We start from the raw sequence: 14,883 nt of genomic DNA on the forward strand, positions 1-14,883 counted from the left end.
TCCGCAGGCGTCCCCGCTACTCCGGCGTCCGCTGAACGGGTCGTTCGTCCAGGAGCGATTCGAGACGGGACGCCTCCTCGTGAAGCAACTGGTCACCCGCCCGGGTCGTGACGTATCCGGAGTTCGTGCTCTGGAGGTACTTAGTCCTCGTCAGTTCGTCGAGCGCCGGGTACAGCGAGCTGGTGTCGACCGACTCGTCGTACAGGTTTCGGACCGCCTCCTGGATCTCGACCCCGGTGATCCCGTCGGCGTGTTCGACGCTGTACAGCAGGACGAGCTGGAAGTCCCCGAGCTCCTCGTCGGTACGCTCCGACGCCGAGGGACCGCTCGTTCGTGACTGGACGCTGGCTGACTCCGACCGGCTCGGGCCCGTCCGGTCCAGTTTCGCGGTTTCGACCGGTCGGTCGGCCCCGTCCGACCGGCCTCCCGCGATCGAGTCCCACGCGAGCACCGCAAGCGAGGCAGTCGACACCAGCACGGTCGCGCCGACCGCCGCGAGCGCCGTCGTAAAGCCGACGTACTGGAGCAGCAGATTGGTCGCGCCGACCTCGCCGACCGCGAGCAGCGTCACGAGCAGCACGTTCGGTCCCCACGCGAGGAGGAACACCGCGGATCTGACGCGTCTGAGCGTCCCGATACTCGGCGTCGGCTCCGTCTCCGGGAGCAGCCGGTCGAGTCCGCGGGCCCGCAGCTCGGACGCGCGACCGTCGAGCTCGCCGTAGAGGAACTCTTCGCGCCTGTCGGTCCGGTGGCCGGCGCGCCTCGCCTCGAACATCACCCGTTCGGCGACGCGGTTCGCCCAGAAGGCTGCCGCCAGCGAGACCGCGAGCAGTTGTCCGGCCGGTCTCACCAGCGCGCCCGCGACGACACCGCCGGCCGCGACCCCGACCAGCGCGGGTGCGACGAGTCCCCCGCCGTTGGAGGCCGTCCGGATCGTCGTCCCGCTCGTCCCGGTCCTGTTGGCGTACCACAGCGCGGCGACGGCCGCTCCGCCCACGCCGACGGCGTCCTGGACCGCGTCGCCGATCGGGAGGAACGTCGTTGCGAACGCCAGCCCGATCAGGACCGCCCCGGTAACGGCGACGCCGGCGGCGATGTGGACCGCGTCGCCGAGGGCCGTCCGCGGCGCGCGGCGAACCGTCTCGCCCCACGACCCGCCGGAATCGTACTCGAAGAACCCGGAGTCGACCGCCGCCTCGACCTGTGCACGGAGGTTCTCGGCGGGCTGGGGTGCCTCGTCGTAGCGGAGCGCTCCGTCGACGGACGCCACCTCGTACTCGTTGTCGAGGTGGGCGTAGGTGACGGTTCGGACCGGGATCTCCTCGACCTCGACGACGCGCCGGTACACTCCCCCCTCGGTTTCCGGGTCCTCCCGGGTTCGCTCGGTGACCGTCCCGTCGTCCGTGTCGATCCAGTCGCGAGGGACCCGGTCGGTTTCGAGATCGACCGTCGTGCCGATCCCGAAGCTGAGTTCTCCCTCGACCGCGTGAACGACCTCGCCGGCACCGCTGCAATAGCTACAGGTCACCTCCCCGTCGTCGCAGTTCGTACAGTCGACGATCCCCGATCCCTCACAGTTCGTGCACTCGGTTTCGCCGGTGCCGTCACACGAGGTACACTCGAGCGTCGTCGAACCGCGGCACGTGGAACACCGTTCGACGCCGGTCCCGTTGCAGTCGGTGCAGCCGACGGACTCCCGCCCGCCGCAACGGGGGCAGTCGTGCCACGTCTCCTCGACGCCGTTACCCGAACAGCGGGGACAGTCGACCGAGTTGTCGCCGCCGCACTCGTCGCAGTCGTCGTCCTCGCCGTCGCACTCCGCACAGTGGATCCACCCGTCTCCCTCGCAGCGGGGGCACTGCCGTTCCTCGGAGTGGCCGCCCGTCCCACCGCATTCGGGGCAGTTCTCGGACGCGCTGCCGCCGCAGGAACTGCACGGCTGCTCGCCCGTCCCGTCACAGGCGTCGCATTCGCGGGTCGGGTCCCCCTCGCAGACCGAACACTCGGACTCGCCGCTCCCGTGGCAGGTGCCGCAGTCGACCTCCAAGTCGCCGTGACAGTCGGGACAGGTCAGCCGCGTCGACCCGGAACACTTCGGACAGGTCTCGACCGGCCGCCCCTGCTCGATGTACTCGATCCGCTTCGTCGAGAGGTTCTCGGGCGCCTGGTCGTATCGGTCGGCGTGGGCGACCCGGGACGAGCTTACCCGTCGGTACGTCCCCGGATCGATCGCGGACCGCGACGAGGACCCGTCGTCGGCCGTCAGCACGCGTTCCCTCCGTCGCCGAACTCGCTCCGTGTGCTCCTCGACGACCGTCGCGTCCGCCACGTCGGGGTCGACCGACGGGTCCGCGGCCAACTCCTCGAGGATCGCCTCGGCACTCGGCGGCGACTCCGTCGATCCCTCGGCAGGGTGGCGCCGATCGCTACTCACGTAGCGTCACCCAGACGTATCGAAAGGAGTGCATTTCCGACTGCCAGTACCGATCGGTGACAAATAAATGGTCGCTATCGTGTCGAGACGTGAACACGCCGTCGCCGTACTCGACCCTCCCTCGGCTCCCCCGGCTGCCGTTCTCGGTTCCCTACAGCCGCTCCGCGAGGTGGTCGGCCGCCTTCAGCGACAGCGCCGCGATCGTGAGCGTCGGGTTCATCGCGCCTCCCGTCACGAACACCGAACTCCCGGCCAGCGTGAGGTTCGACAGGTCGTGCGTCCGGAGTTGCGGGTCGACCACGCTCTCGTCCGGATCGGTTCCCATCCGGGTCGTCCCCATGTGGTGGTACGCGGGACCGGTGTTCTCGGGACCGACGGTCCATCCGATGTCCGCCCCCAACTCCTCCAGCACCGCACGTTGGATCTCGTTTGCGCGCTCGATGGTCCGCCGGGTCGTCTCGTCGAAGCCCCACACCACGTCCGGGACGGGGTTGCCGTGGTCGTCCGTCCGCGAGGGGTCCAGCCGGATCCGGTTCTCCTTCCGGGGGAGCTGCTCGACTAGCGCGCCCATCGCGACGTGGGTCCCGTACCCGTCACGGATCTCCTCCAGGAGTTCGTCGCCGAAGCTGTCCGCGGTGAGAGCGATGTCCGCAGGCGCCGGGCCGGCGTAGTTGAGGAACTCCAGCTTGATCGCGGTGCGGGAGTCGTCCGGTCGGTCGTAGAACTGGTGGCTCTCGGTGGTGTTGAAGCCGACGTGCTTCTGGCGCGTGGGTTCGTCGAGCGTGCCTCCCATCCCCGCGAACAGGTGATCCATGAAGTAGCGGCCGACGAGCCCCGAGGAGTTCGCGAGGCCGTCCGGGTACGCCTCGCTCTCCGAGAGCAGGAGCAGGCGCGGCGTCTCGACGCCGCCGGCGGCGACCACGAACTCGCGGGCCTCCTGTCTGTGTTCCTCGCCGTCGGGCGTCGCGTACACCGCGGCGGTCACGCGGTCTCCGCCGTCGTCGTGTTCGAGTCGTTGGACGGGAACCCGGTCCACCACACGCGCACCCTCCGCCTCCGCGGCGTCGATGTGTCGGGTCGCGTCGTACTTTGCGCCGGACGGACAGACCGGCTTGCAGGTGCCGTAGCCGACGCACGCGCTCTCTCCGTCGGTCGGCTCGGAGTTGCGCGCGTTGGGCACCGAGTGGGTGGCGAGCCCCACCGCCTCGCACGCCTCGGCGAACAGCGAGTCCGAGTACGACGGCGGGAACGCGGGCAGCGGGTGGGGTCGCTCCCGCGGCGGCGCGAACGGGTTGTCGGCGGCGCCGGAGACCGACAGCTCCTCCTCGGCGGCGGCGTAGTACGGCCTGAGTTCGTCGTAGTCGATGGGCCAGTCCGCCCCCAGTCCGACCGACGAGCCGAGTTCGAAGTCCTGCTCGTGCATCCGCATCACCATCCCCTGCCAGTGGAGCGTGCTCCCGCCGATCCCCTTCACGCGGGCGGCGTTGAGGGGGTAGTGGCGGTCGCCGGTGCTGGTGTAGGCGTCGCGTTCGGGGTCGGTGTCCCACACCGGGGCGTCGGGTCCGGGCCGGAGGTGTCGCTCCATCCGCTCGGTCCGGTCGTCGGGGTCGAACCGCGGCCCCGCGTCCAACACGACGACCTCGTGGCCCGCCGCCGCCAGTTCGGCCGCGACGAGCGCGCCGGCGGGTCCGGCGCCGACGACGCAGACGTCCGCCCGCGGCGACGGTGTCCGATCGATCGCGTCCCCGCCGGCGGCGGATCCGGTGCCGTTCATTCGTCGGGACCCTCCCGGTAGGACTGGACCCCGCCGGGATGCCCCGGCGGGTTCTCCAACCCCGCCAACGACGCGCCGGTCGGCGAGGCGTACAGCGCGAACAGCAGTTCGTTCACGAGGTAGTGGCGAACACGCTGGGGATCGGTGCCGTGTGGGTCGGGGTCGACGTCGTCGACGCTCATCACCGCCAGCGCCTCCGCGCGTTCATCGCTCGACAGATCGACGTACTCCGCGCCGTACAGGCCCTCGGTGTACTCGTCGAGCGTCGTCACCGCCTCGGCGACTCCGCCCGCATTCGTGCCGTCGCCGTCGATCCGGCCGCCAACGTAGGTACGAACGAAGTCGTCGACGCCGTCGACGGACGACGGGTACACCGCGCTCGCGACCGCGACCAACGTCGCGAGTTCGTGGCTCCCTACTGCGTCGTCGCTCCGATCGCTGTCCTCGGTGGAGACGGCGGTCTCGGCGGCGCCATCGCCGTCGGAGCCGCCGCTCGCGATCGGTGCACCGCACCCGGCGAGGGATCCGACGCCGGCTACCGACAGCGCCGCCAACGCGTCGCGACGGGAGAGCTGCATTCGCCCACCGATTAGGCCGACCTAATCAAGAGGGTTGCGCTCTCCGGCCGGGGCGACGGTCGACGCGTCCTCGGCGTCCGGACCGCCTGTGACCGACGAGGGCACACGGACCGCTCCGTATGCTCGGCGTACTGGTTCGATCTGCGATTCTCGCGACGTCGCCCCCGTTCCGACGCCCGAGCGGCGCCCGGTAAGGTGCCCGTACGTGGCGGCGAGGATCCGGGGGGTTGCCGCGCGGATCCCCGAGACCCAGTAACCGACCTATAGCAAAACTCCCGGACACCGAGGCTCACCTCACGCATGTCTGACGCCGTCACGGGCGGAACTTCCGGCGACAGTTCTCTCGAGGCCACCGTCTGCCGAAGCGTCGAGGAGCTCCCCGAGAACCAGTTGAACAACCTCGTGAGACAGTCGGACCGCGGAACGCTGTTTCACCGATACGGCTGGCTGGCGGCCGTCGAGGACGGACACGTCGGCGAGCCACGCCACGTCCTCGTGACGCGAGAGGGCAACCCCGTCGGGTTCCTCCCCAACGTCGCTGTGGACCTCCCCCTCCCCGGCGCGGTCGGCGAACGGCTCGCGAACACCCTCCCGATCGAGACCGTGGAGCCGCCGCCTCCGGGCTACGGGGGGCCGATCGTGACGACCGAAGACCCCGACGTCCTCGCTCGTCTCTTCGACCAGACTGCGCTGACCGATCGACCGAGGACGGTGTCGCACTCCGTTCAGACGTTCGACACCGACGGGATCCGGTACGGTCGCTATCTCGAATCGCTGGGCTACACGGCCAAGGTGACGGAGTGTACGTTCCTGCTGGATCTGCGTGACGACTGGGAGACGATCCTGCGGGACATGGACAAGGGACGACGGCGCGGAATCCGGCGGGCGCTCGAACAGGACTACGAGGTCGAGATCCTCCCGCTTGGCGAGGAACTGCGTCGGACGTACGCCGACTACGTCTCGAACATCGAACGCGTGGGCGGGAACCGGTTGCCCGAGCGGTTCTTCGAGGCGATCCATGAACGGATCCCCGAGCGTGTCAGAGTGTTCAAGGCGACCGTCGACGGCGACGTGGTCGGACGGTACGTCTATCTCCTCGACGACGAGCGGTCGGTGTTGCATCACTGGCTGTCGGCCATCGGCGACAGCGACGAGTTCGATCGCTACCCATCGGAGCTACTGCACGCCCGGGCGATCCGATGGGGAATCGAGGAGGGGTACGATCGGTACTCCTTCGGGCCGGTCTCCCCCCACTTCTCCAACTCCGTGTTCAAGTTCAAGGAGAAGTACGGCGGAACGCCGGTCCCGATCTGCCGCTGGGAGCGCGGCACGATCCCGGGGGCGTGGACGGTCTACGACTTCGCCCGTACGCGGTATCGACGGGCACAGATCGACGCCGGGTGAGCTCGCGGTGCCGCCACTCGCGCTCCGTTCGCCGGTCACCGGTCAGGCCGTCGGCGCGGTCGTCGTCTCACTAGCCGGTTCCGGCGTCGGTTCACTCGTCGACGAGCGCGTCGACGAGTGACTCCGCCGAGTACGACGACAGCGCCCGCGCGTCGTCGTAGAGTGTCTCGACGACGTACGTCGAGTTCGTCCGCTCGACGGCGGGGATCCGCTCGAACTCCCGAAGCAGGCGGCCGACGGCGTCGTCGTCGGGCAGGTGGGCGACCGCGACGAAGTCGGTCTCGCCCATGGTCGACAACAGCGTCGTCACGCCCTCGATGTCGGCGATCGTCGACGCGACGTCCGCGTGTTCGCCCGCGTAGTCCGCGAGCACCTCGACGAGCACCGTCACGCCCAGTCCCAGCGCGTCGAGGTCGATGTCGTACAGGTCGTTCGTGATCACGCCGGCGTCCCGGAGATTGTTCAGTCGGTAATGGACGGTCGAGACGGGGATCTCGGTCTCCTCGCTGATCCGCTCCGGACTGCCGGTCTCTAGGTCGGCGATCGCCTTCAGAATGCGAACGTCGCGCTCGTCCATACCCTCACCCCCGCCGGCGAGCCTGATAGTTCCATCCGCTCCGAACGTTCGAGGTCAAGTCGATCCTCATCCGACAGCGACGATCGTTCGTGAGAGATACTTCCGACAATCTTCTCCTTAATTAGAAGTGCTTATCAACACTCGCGCACTCAGCTGGATTAGAACCAATGAATATGCGATCTGTTTGGAGTCGTGTGCCGACGACTGGCGTGCTGTTCGTTATCCTCGCGACGCTGTGGGGTGGGTCGTTCGTCGCCATCGAGGCCGGCGTGAAGGAGTGGCCGCCGTTGCTGTTCGCGGCGATCCGGTACGATCTCGCCGGGGCGCTCGTGCTCGCGGTCGCCGTCGTCCGCCGGGGACGTGTGCTTCCCCGAACCCGGGACGATCTCGTGGCCGTCGCGAGCGTCGCGGTGTTCGTGATCTTCGCCCATCACGCGCTGTTGTACGTCGGACAGGGCACGGTCCCGGGCCCCGTCGCCTCGGCGGTCGTCGCGCTCGCCCCGGTGGTGACGGCGCTGCTCGCGCCGTACGTGCTCGACGCCGGCAGGCTCGCCCCGGTCCAGTACGCGGGCGTCGCGCTCGGGTTCCTCGGCGTGGTCGCCGTGACCGATCCCGGATCCGCCGGCGGTATCCCGGTCGCCGGGACGCTGCTGGTGTTCGGGGCGACCGTCGCGTTCGCCGTCGGGACGATCCTCCTGCGCCGCGTCCGGCCGACCATCTCAGCGGCCGGCCTGCAGGGAATGGGGATGGTGACGGGCGCGGCCCTGCTCCATGGCGGGAGCCTCGCGCTCGGCGAGTCGCAGACGGTCGCCGCCTCGCCGACCGGGCTGGCGACGCTCGCGTTCCTTGTCGTCGGCCCGGGGGTGATCGCGTTCGTCCTGTACTTCCGACTGCTCGACTCCGTGGGCGCGACTCGGACGATGCTCGTCGGCTACCTCGAACCGATCGCCGCGGCCGGACTCTCGTTCGCGCTGTTCGGCTACGTCCCGACCGACGCCGCCGTGGTCGGCTTCCTCCTCGTGCTCGGCGGGTTTGCGCTCGTCGAGAGCCACGCCCTCCGCGACGCGGCCGGGGGCGCGGTCGGACGACTCCGAACGGCGATCCAGTGACACCCGGGTTCGCCCGACGGCGCGGTAGGGTGAGCGGTGACTCGGGGTGGCGATTCGAAACGTGTCTATAACTTAGGAACCGGCTTCCGATGAACGGGCATGGCACCCACTCACCGGGGCACCGAGTCCGACGACGACTCCGCGGGACTTCCGAGGCTGGAGGTGACACTCCGTCGCGCACTCGCGACCGCCGAGTCGTCCGAGACTCGGTATCACGTCCGGACCGCGCTCCAGTATCTCGAGGTGCTTCGCGCCGAACCGGGCGACGAGACCGATCCCCCTCGGCAGCCCGCCGAGGGACAGTAATCCGGTTTTCCACCGACCGAGTCCCCGAGGTCGACCGTGCTGGTCCCGAGATTCCACGAACGGCCACCCGACGCCACCGACCCCCGTAGCCGGTGGCTCTCGGTGTCACAGCAACTGGCGTCCATGTTCGAACGACTCGACGTCGATCCGCAGAGCCAGTCGTCGGTCCTCCAGCAGTCTGTCGATCCCGACGCGCTGAACGCGATCACGGAGGCCGGCACCGCGACGGTCTCGTTCGAGTTGTGGGACCACTGGGTCCGGATCACTCCGGACGCGGTCGAGGTCTACGCGCCGGACGGGGAGCGTACCCCCGACGCGGACGTCGGGGGACCGCGTTCGTAGCGACACGGACGCCGCGAGCGCGGCGGCTCGATCGGAACCCGCTCGACGGTCGCGGATCGGGTACCGCGGACGACGAGCGACTGCGAACGGAGAGTGCGCGTGGTCGTACGGGTACGACCCGGCTCGGAGGGCGTCACGTCAGCGTGTGGCCGCGGCGCCGGCAGCTCGGGGCGCCGGGGACCCGGTCGGTCCGTCGCCAGTCAGGCTCGATCAGTCAGATCTATCACGCTGTCGCGGTCGACGACCATGAACGCGTCCTCGCGGAGCATGTCCTCGTCGGTCGGGAGCACGAGGACCTCCTCTCCCCCGCTCGTCGACGTGGGGATGAAGTCCAGCTCGACGAGATCGTAGTCCAGGTCCTCGTTCGGGTCCGGATTCGGGTGGATCTCCCGCCAGGCATCGGACATCGACTGGGGCATCAGATCCCCCGCTCGATCGTGAGCTCCGCGTCGCCGTCGACGGAGACTCCCGTGAGGTTGCCGCTGAAGTAGTACGCGTCGACGCCGGAGCCGACGACCCCGATGACCTTCCCATCGCTCGCGAAGTCCTCGACGCGGTCCCAGTCGGTGCCGTCCTCCGTCCGGGTGCTCGTCTCGGTGTCCCGGACGACCTCGCCGGAGACGGTGAAGGTGTAGTTCGTCGGCCGGCCGTTGGGGTCGCCGTCGACCACGACGCGGTTCGACAGGGTATCGTCGTACGTGCGGTCGCCGTCGGTAGTACTGTCCTCGGTGGTGGTGCTGTCCTCGGTGGTGGTGCTGTCCTCGGTGGTGGTGCTGTCCTCGGTGGTGGTGCTGTCCTCGGTGGTAGTACTGTCCTCGGTGGTGGTGCTGTCCTCGGTAGTGGTGGTGTCGTCGGCAGCCGGTCCCTCGCCGTTGACCAGTTCATCGAAGGTGGTCGTCGTCCCGTTCAGCGAGACGGAGTAGCCGTATCCGTCGTCGACGGCGTAATCGAGCACGTCGCCGTTGTATCGGAACGAGTCCAGTTCGTCGGGCTGGAGGTCCTGAACCTCGATCAGCGTGTTCCCATCGCTGGTCGTGCCGATGGTGTCGGAGCCGGGTTCGGCCTTGTCTCCGAAGTCCGCCTCCCCGCTCACCACGATGTCCATGTCGAGGTCCCCGGGTTCGGCGGTGTCCGAAAGCGGGTTGTCCGGGTCGGCGTGGATGACCAGCGTGTTGTCGTACTCGACGGGGTCCGATTCGACGGTCGTCGTGCCGTCGCCCCACGGGCCAACGCCCGATTCGATCCCCTTGATCTCGTCGGAGACCGCGTAGCCGGTGACGTCCGAGGGGAGCGGGAACGCCGGCGCCCCGTCGACGATGCCGTTCCCGTCGTAGGCGGGCTCGATCCTGTCGCTGCCTGAACCTTGGAACGTACAGTTCTCGACAGTCACGTCCATCTCGCCGCCGGTCTTGTCGCGGATGATGTCGCCACTGGAGTCGTTGTAGAAGTGGCAGTTACGGACCGTGAGCGTCGACCCCGCGGCGCCGTCGTGCGCCACGATCGGGTTGCCGACGCCGTCGACGTCCATCGCGACGAAGTAACAGTTCTCGACGACGAAGTTGCCCGGATGGCGCAGACGGAGCCCGCGGCCGTTCCGCACGTTGGTGTCGTCGGTGCGAACCGGATCGGTCACCGCGATCAGACAGTTACGCACGTACGTGGTCTCGCTGACGTCGGTGCCGCGCCGGTGACCGACCCGGATGTTCGAGATGTTGCTGTTGGCCGCAACACAGTTCTCGAAGGTCATCGGGAGCTTGTCGGTGTAGGCGCCGTTGTTGCCCATCCACGCCCACGAGGAGTTTCGGACGACCGCACGCTGTCCGCCCTCCGGATTGTACATCGCGCGGTCACGCGACTCGTCGCCGCCCTCGGGCCAGTGGAACCCGTCGATCTCACAGCCGGACACGACGTACAGCCCGGCACGAGCCTCAGTGTTGCGTCCGCGGACGACGATGTTCTCGAGCCGTCCCTCGATCCAGCCGTCCATCGTGCCTCCCTCGAGGTTCACGACGACGTCGCCGGGATTGCCCTCCCCGATCAGCGCGTCGCCCGGGCCGATGTCGAGGTCGTCGTCGTTCCAGGTGTACTCGCCGGCCGGGATCCTGACCTCGCCGCTGGGCGAGCTGTACTCGCCGAAGTCGCCGGCCGCGGTGGCCGCCTCACTCGCGAGCGCCCCGGCGCCGCCGACTGCCGCGAACGCGCCGATGCCCTTCAACAGCGTCCGGCGGCTCGCGTGGGTAGTCTCCGACTTCTGTTCGGTAGTTGATTCCTTCTCGGCTCCGTCCCCGGAATGGCTGTCTGCCATGGTCGGGAAGGGAGCGATTATACGTAAGTAGGATTTGACGATATCGCTCCCGATCGCCGGTACGATAGCGCTACTTACGGTCGAACGAGGGTACGTTCCCCATACACTGTCGTTCGTTCGATGATCGAATGCCTTCAGGATGGCTACGCGCTCGGCGGGCCCGCGTCGACGCGCCGGATCGGTCGGTACGTTCGTCCTTCGCCGCTGACAGCACATGTCGTGAGCCGGTAGGCACCGACAAACACGCCGTGAGAGGCGTTCAACCGGCCGTTTCGTGCTCATCCGCAACGGGACGCAGGGTCGATGAGATCCTCCGTTAGGGAGTGCCGAACTCCGAGAGGCTCGGGATACCCACCGCGGTGGCGCTCACCATAACAAAGGCCGAACTCGCCGTGGCTCGCCCCGTGAGTGACCGAGATCAAACCGAGTTACGTACGCTTCTGGTCGGGATCGACGGAGCCTCGTGGTCCGTGCTCGACCCGTTACGCGAGGAAGGGGTGGTTCCGACGCTCGGCTCACTGTTCGCCCGTGGCGCCGTCGGCGACCTCGAGTCGCAGCTTCCCCCGTGGACGCCCAGCGCGTGGCCGTCGTTGTACACCGGAGTTAATCCCGGTAAGCACGGCGTATTCGACTTCCTCAAGTTCGACGGGTACGACTGGGACCTCGTTGATCGGGGCGACGTCCACGAGTACGCGCTGTGGGAGCTGCTGGATCAGCGCGGGCTTCGAAGCGTCGTCGTGAACGTCCCGGTGACCGCTCCCCCGAGGCCGTTCGACGGCGCACTCGTCCCCGGCTACATCGCCCCCGAGGACCCGACCTGCCACCCCGAGGGAACCATGGCGGACCTCCGGTCCGACATCGACGACTACCGGGTCTACGCGCCGCCGGACGTCACCGGCGACGAACAGATCGACTGGTACGAGCGGCTTACTCGGATGCGCGGGGCCGCGTTCCGTCGCCTGGCCGACGAGTACGACCCCCACTTCGGATTCGTCCAGTTCCAACAGACCGACACCGTCTTTCACGAGCGACCGACGGACGAGCGCGCCGTCCGAACGGTGTTCTCGGCCGTCGACGACGAGATCGGACGGATCCTCGACGTCTGCGATCCCGACACGGTGATCGTCGCCAGTGACCACGGGATCGGGCCGTACGACGGGCCGGAGTTCCGCGTGAACTCCTTCCTTCGCGACGAGTCGTACGTGCACACGACGACTGGCGAGGGGGGAATGCCGTCGTGGGGCGAGATTGCACGCGACGACGGCGAGTCCCGGTCGATGGTCGGCCGACTTGTCAGGGCGGCCTCCAAGCTCGGGGTGACGAGCCAACGGATCAACAGGGTGCTGTCGGCGCTTCGGCTCGACGGGTACGTCCTCGATCACGTCTCGCCCGAGACGGTGCGTGCGGCGGCCGAGCGGGTCGACTTCGCGGAGTCCACGGCGTACATGCGCTCACGGACGGAGCTCGGTGTCCGAATCAACAAGGCGGGCCGGGAGCCTGAGGGAGTGGTCCCCCCGAGCGAGTATTCCTCGGTTCGGGACGAACTGATGGACGCGCTCCGAGCCGTGCGGACGCCCGACGGCGAGCGGGTGTTCGAGGCGGTCGTTCCCAGCGAGGACGTGTACCACGGCCCTCACGTCGACGAGGCGGTCGACATCGTCACGGTCCCCCGCGCGTTCGACGTGTACCTCTCCGCGTCGGTCCGCGAGGAGCAGTTCGGTCCCCCCTCCGAACCGTGGAACCACAAGCCGACGGGCATCGTCTCGCTGACCGGGATGGGCGTCGACGCCGACGAACCGATCGTCGGCGCGCACCTGTTCGACGTCGCGCCGACGGTACTGTCGGCGCTCGGCGTCCCGCCGAACGAACGTATGGACGGGGGGACGCTCCGGCCGATGTCGTCGGTTTCGCCCGCTGAGTACGCCCCGTTCACCCGGGGACGGACCGAACGCGCCGGCACCGACGCCGTCGAGGCGCGTCTCTCGACGCTCGGGTATCTCGAGGGGGAGCGATGAGTATCGAGGTCCGTCGAGTCGACGACGACGAACGGTGGAACGGGTACCTCGAACACGCGACCACGCCGACCCCGTTTCACTCCGCGGCGGTGTTGGACGTGCTCGCGTCCGCGGCGGACGCGACGCTCCACCGCCTCGGGGGGTTCAAGGGGCAGGAGCCGGTGGGACTGTTCCCGCTGTTCGAGGTCGACCGCGGCCCCGTCACCGGGGTGTTCTCGCCGCCGCCGGACCTGAAGGTCCCGTACCTGGGCCCGACGCTCGTCGTGCGGGGCGGCGCACCGAAGCGTCGGCGGCTCGACCGTCAGCACCACGAGTTCGTCGAGCGGACGATCGACCGCATCTCGGAGTCGGTGAACCCCGCGTTCGTCCACGTTCGAACGGCTCCGGGCTACGACGACGTTCGCCCGTTCTCGTGGAACGGGTACGAGGCGAACCCGCGGTACACGTACGTGATCGACCTCGAGCTGTCGGAGGACGACCTGCTCGACAGTTTCAGTTCGGACGCCAGACAGAACGTCACCGACGACTACGACGTGGACTACGAGATCTGCGAGGGCGACGCCGCAGACATCGAGCGGATCGTCGCCCAGACCGCGGACCGACACGCCGAACAGGGGGAGGCGTTCCCGATCGACTCCTCGTTCGTTGTCGACCTGTACGAGGCCGCGCCGGACGGGGCGGTCCGCCCCGTCGTCTGCCGAATCGACGGGGAGTTCGCCGCCGGGACCGTCTGTCTCGAGGCGCACGACGTCGCGGTCCGATGGGTCGGATCCGCGAAACCCACGTGTGACATTCCGGCGAACGACCTGATCGACTGGGAGTACTGTCGTCGCTCGGCCGAACGAGGGGTCGACTCCTTCGACCTCGCGGGCGCGAACTCGCCGCGGATCGCCGAGTACAAGGCGAAGTTCGCGCCCGACCTCGTGCCGTACTACCGGGTGAAGAGCGCCTCGCGGACGATGGACGTGGCCGTGTCGTTGTACGATAAACTGCGGTGACGCGTCCGTCCCGGGTCGAACCGGGCTCCGTCGGAACTCGGACTATTGGCGCGACTCGACGGCGAGTCGGCCGTCCGAGGACACGCGGACCTCGACGGCGTCGTAGGTGAACGAGAGGTCGACCTTTGAGTCGGGCTGTCGAAGAAGGGTGTCGAGTGCGTCCCCGTCGACGTACTCGTTGAGGACCGGAAGCTGGTCCTCCTCGACGTCGAGCGTCTCCGCGACGGTGACGACGACGGCGGTACTCGGGCTCTCGAACTCGGTCCAGTCGGTGCGGTGGGCCGGTGTCTCAACATCCATTTCCCCCGTGGCGCTGTTGTCAACCGTCATATATACTAACCGATCGAATGATGTTTACGAGTTACCGCTGATAAGTGCTCCGATACGCTCGCAGGTAGTGTCAGATATCGGGGCGTTCCGGCACGACGAGTAGGCTGCCCGTTCCACCGTCCCACGCGCCCGATCCCCTACTGACGGTTTTCCGCCCGGGAGTTAATAACATATATCCTATACACCTTATCACGACGGCCCCGAGTATATAAGATACGCGGGACCCCGTTCCACCCGACCGATGGCGCGCTCCGCGATATCTTCGAACGCGAACAGATCCGTGTTCCGGTGCCCGGAGAGCCCGCACACATCGGTCCGTCGATCCGACGGCTCAGCGGTCGACCACTCTACTTCCGGAGACTGAAACCGGCGAGCGACGGTTAGAACGCCGCTCAGCTCCACGTCCGCAGCTCCCGGTCCTCGAACGCGTCTCCCCCTTCCTGCCCGGGACTCTCGTCGAGGTCCGCCGCTCGCGAGCAGTCCATGCATCGGCGAACGACGTTCCTGTTGTCCCCGAACACTCGTGCGAACCGTTCCGTGACGTGAGTTCCGCAGGTCACACACTCTGGCATACGTGGGCACCGGGGCGGGGACGTGTATTGTTATACAGCCTCGAACGACCGGCGGACCGACACCCGACGCCGTAACCCACTCATACTCACCGAGTTCCGGAGGGTCGTCGCGATCGCGGGACGCCATCGGCGACCGGAT

14 protein-coding genes are annotated in these 14,883 nt (G+C 68.1%); 6 read left to right on the plus strand and 8 right to left on the minus strand.

What is annotated here, in order from left to right:
• Positions 1-16: 16 nt before the first annotated feature.
• The 3 genes from GRX01_RS03090 to GRX01_RS03100 form a co-directional block, all read right to left on the minus strand.
• Entirely contained in the window at positions 17-2,434 is a 2,418-nt protein-coding gene (locus tag GRX01_RS03090) for a hypothetical protein (protein ID WP_159663368.1), read from the minus strand.
• A gap of 151 nt (positions 2,435-2,585) precedes the next feature.
• Entirely contained in the window at positions 2,586-4,208 is a 1,623-nt protein-coding gene (locus GRX01_RS03095; RefSeq protein ID WP_159663370.1) for a GMC family oxidoreductase, read from the minus strand.
• Positions 4,205-4,786 (minus strand): gluconate 2-dehydrogenase subunit 3 family protein, encoded by a 582-nt coding sequence (locus tag GRX01_RS03100; RefSeq protein WP_159663372.1) that lies wholly within the window; start codon positions 4,784-4,786, stop codon positions 4,205-4,207. The genes GRX01_RS03095 and GRX01_RS03100 overlap by 4 nt, the downstream gene beginning before the upstream one ends.
• A gap of 300 nt (positions 4,787-5,086) precedes the next feature.
• On the opposite strand from GRX01_RS03100, the gene GRX01_RS03105 reads away from it, so the two are divergent.
• Positions 5,087-6,190 (plus strand): GNAT family N-acetyltransferase, encoded by a 1,104-nt coding sequence (locus GRX01_RS03105; protein WP_159663374.1) that lies wholly within the window; start codon positions 5,087-5,089, stop codon positions 6,188-6,190.
• Between the two features lie 91 nt (positions 6,191-6,281).
• Here the strand turns inward: GRX01_RS03105 and GRX01_RS03110 are convergent, their stop codons facing one another.
• A complete protein-coding gene (locus tag GRX01_RS03110; protein ID WP_159663376.1) occupies positions 6,282-6,767 on the minus strand; it encodes an Lrp/AsnC family transcriptional regulator in 486 nt (161 codons plus the stop codon).
• Between the two features lie 194 nt (positions 6,768-6,961).
• On the opposite strand from GRX01_RS03110, the gene GRX01_RS03115 reads away from it, so the two are divergent.
• The 3 genes from GRX01_RS03115 (at position 6,962) to GRX01_RS03125 (ending at position 8,524) form a co-directional block, all read left to right on the plus strand.
• Positions 6,962-7,876: a DMT family transporter gene (locus GRX01_RS03115; protein WP_321167889.1), complete on the plus strand. Its 915-nt coding sequence runs from the start codon at positions 6,962-6,964 to the stop codon at positions 7,874-7,876.
• Positions 7,877-7,975: 99 nt separating this feature from the next.
• Entirely contained in the window at positions 7,976-8,182 is a 207-nt protein-coding gene (locus GRX01_RS03120) for a hypothetical protein (RefSeq protein WP_159663380.1), read from the plus strand.
• Positions 8,183-8,218: 36 nt separating this feature from the next.
• Positions 8,219-8,524 carry a HalOD1 output domain-containing protein gene (locus GRX01_RS03125; protein WP_159663382.1) on the plus strand — a complete coding sequence of 102 codons (306 nt, stop codon included), beginning with the start codon at positions 8,219-8,221 and terminating at the stop codon, positions 8,522-8,524.
• A 200-nt stretch (positions 8,525-8,724) separates the two neighbouring features.
• Here GRX01_RS03125 and GRX01_RS03130 read toward each other — a convergent pair whose 3' ends face one another.
• Together GRX01_RS03130 and GRX01_RS03135 are read right to left on the minus strand one after the other, a co-directional pair.
• The gene (locus tag GRX01_RS03130; protein WP_201289492.1) at positions 8,725-8,931 is read right to left on the minus strand and encodes a hypothetical protein; all 207 of its coding nucleotides are present in this window, start codon (positions 8,929-8,931) and stop codon (positions 8,725-8,727) included.
• 11 nt (positions 8,932-8,942) lie between these two features.
• Positions 8,943-10,829, minus strand: a complete 1,887-nt coding sequence (locus GRX01_RS03135) for a hypothetical protein (RefSeq protein ID WP_159663386.1) — start codon at positions 10,827-10,829, stop codon at positions 8,943-8,945.
• Positions 10,830-11,233: 404 nt separating this feature from the next.
• Here GRX01_RS03135 and GRX01_RS03140 point away from each other — a divergent pair, with 404 nt between their 5' ends.
• Entirely contained in the window at positions 11,234-12,844 is a 1,611-nt protein-coding gene (locus GRX01_RS03140; protein ID WP_321167890.1) for an alkaline phosphatase family protein, read from the plus strand.
• Entirely contained in the window at positions 12,841-13,842 is a 1,002-nt protein-coding gene (locus GRX01_RS03145; RefSeq protein ID WP_159663388.1) for a GNAT family N-acetyltransferase, read from the plus strand. Before GRX01_RS03140 ends, GRX01_RS03145 begins: the two co-directional genes overlap by 4 nt.
• Before the next feature lie 42 nt (positions 13,843-13,884).
• On the opposite strand, the gene GRX01_RS03150 is transcribed toward GRX01_RS03145, so the two are convergent.
• Positions 13,885-14,142 (minus strand): HalOD1 output domain-containing protein, encoded by a 258-nt coding sequence (locus tag GRX01_RS03150; protein ID WP_159663390.1) that lies wholly within the window; start codon positions 14,140-14,142, stop codon positions 13,885-13,887.
• A gap of 422 nt (positions 14,143-14,564) precedes the next feature.
• Entirely contained in the window at positions 14,565-14,744 is a 180-nt protein-coding gene (locus GRX01_RS03155; protein ID WP_159663392.1) for a DUF7563 family protein, read from the minus strand.
• Positions 14,745-14,883: the final 139 nt, after the last annotated feature.

This window comes from Halobaculum saliterrae (genome assembly GCF_009831625.1).
GTDB classification, from domain to species: domain Archaea; phylum Halobacteriota; class Halobacteria; order Halobacteriales; family Haloferacaceae; genus Halobaculum; species Halobaculum saliterrae.

What these genes read in the sequence shown, in the direction of transcription:
- GRX01_RS03130 (WP_201289492.1), bottom strand. Translation starts at nt 8,931, where the DNA reads ATGTCCGATGCCTGGCGGGAGATCCACCCGAATCCGGACCCGAACGAG.
- GRX01_RS03105 (WP_159663374.1), top strand. Translation starts at nt 5,087, where the DNA reads ATGTCTGACGCCGTCACGGGCGGAACTTCCGGCGACAGTTCTCTCGAG.
- GRX01_RS03145 (WP_159663388.1), top strand. Translation starts at nt 12,841, where the DNA reads ATGAGTATCGAGGTCCGTCGAGTCGACGACGACGAACGGTGGAACGGG.
- GRX01_RS03150 (WP_159663390.1), bottom strand. Translation starts at nt 14,142, where the DNA reads ATGGATGTTGAGACACCGGCCCACCGCACCGACTGGACCGAGTTCGAG.
- GRX01_RS03110 (WP_159663376.1), bottom strand. Translation starts at nt 6,767, where the DNA reads ATGGACGAGCGCGACGTTCGCATTCTGAAGGCGATCGCCGACCTAGAG.
- GRX01_RS03095 (WP_159663370.1), bottom strand. Translation starts at nt 4,208, where the DNA reads ATGAACGGCACCGGATCCGCCGCCGGCGGGGACGCGATCGATCGGACA.
- GRX01_RS03135 (WP_159663386.1), bottom strand. Translation starts at nt 10,829, where the DNA reads ATGGCAGACAGCCATTCCGGGGACGGAGCCGAGAAGGAATCAACTACC.
- GRX01_RS03155 (WP_159663392.1), bottom strand. Translation starts at nt 14,744, where the DNA reads ATGCCAGAGTGTGTGACCTGCGGAACTCACGTCACGGAACGGTTCGCA.
- GRX01_RS03100 (WP_159663372.1), bottom strand. Translation starts at nt 4,786, where the DNA reads ATGCAGCTCTCCCGTCGCGACGCGTTGGCGGCGCTGTCGGTAGCCGGC.
- GRX01_RS03120 (WP_159663380.1), top strand. Translation starts at nt 7,976, where the DNA reads ATGGCACCCACTCACCGGGGCACCGAGTCCGACGACGACTCCGCGGGA.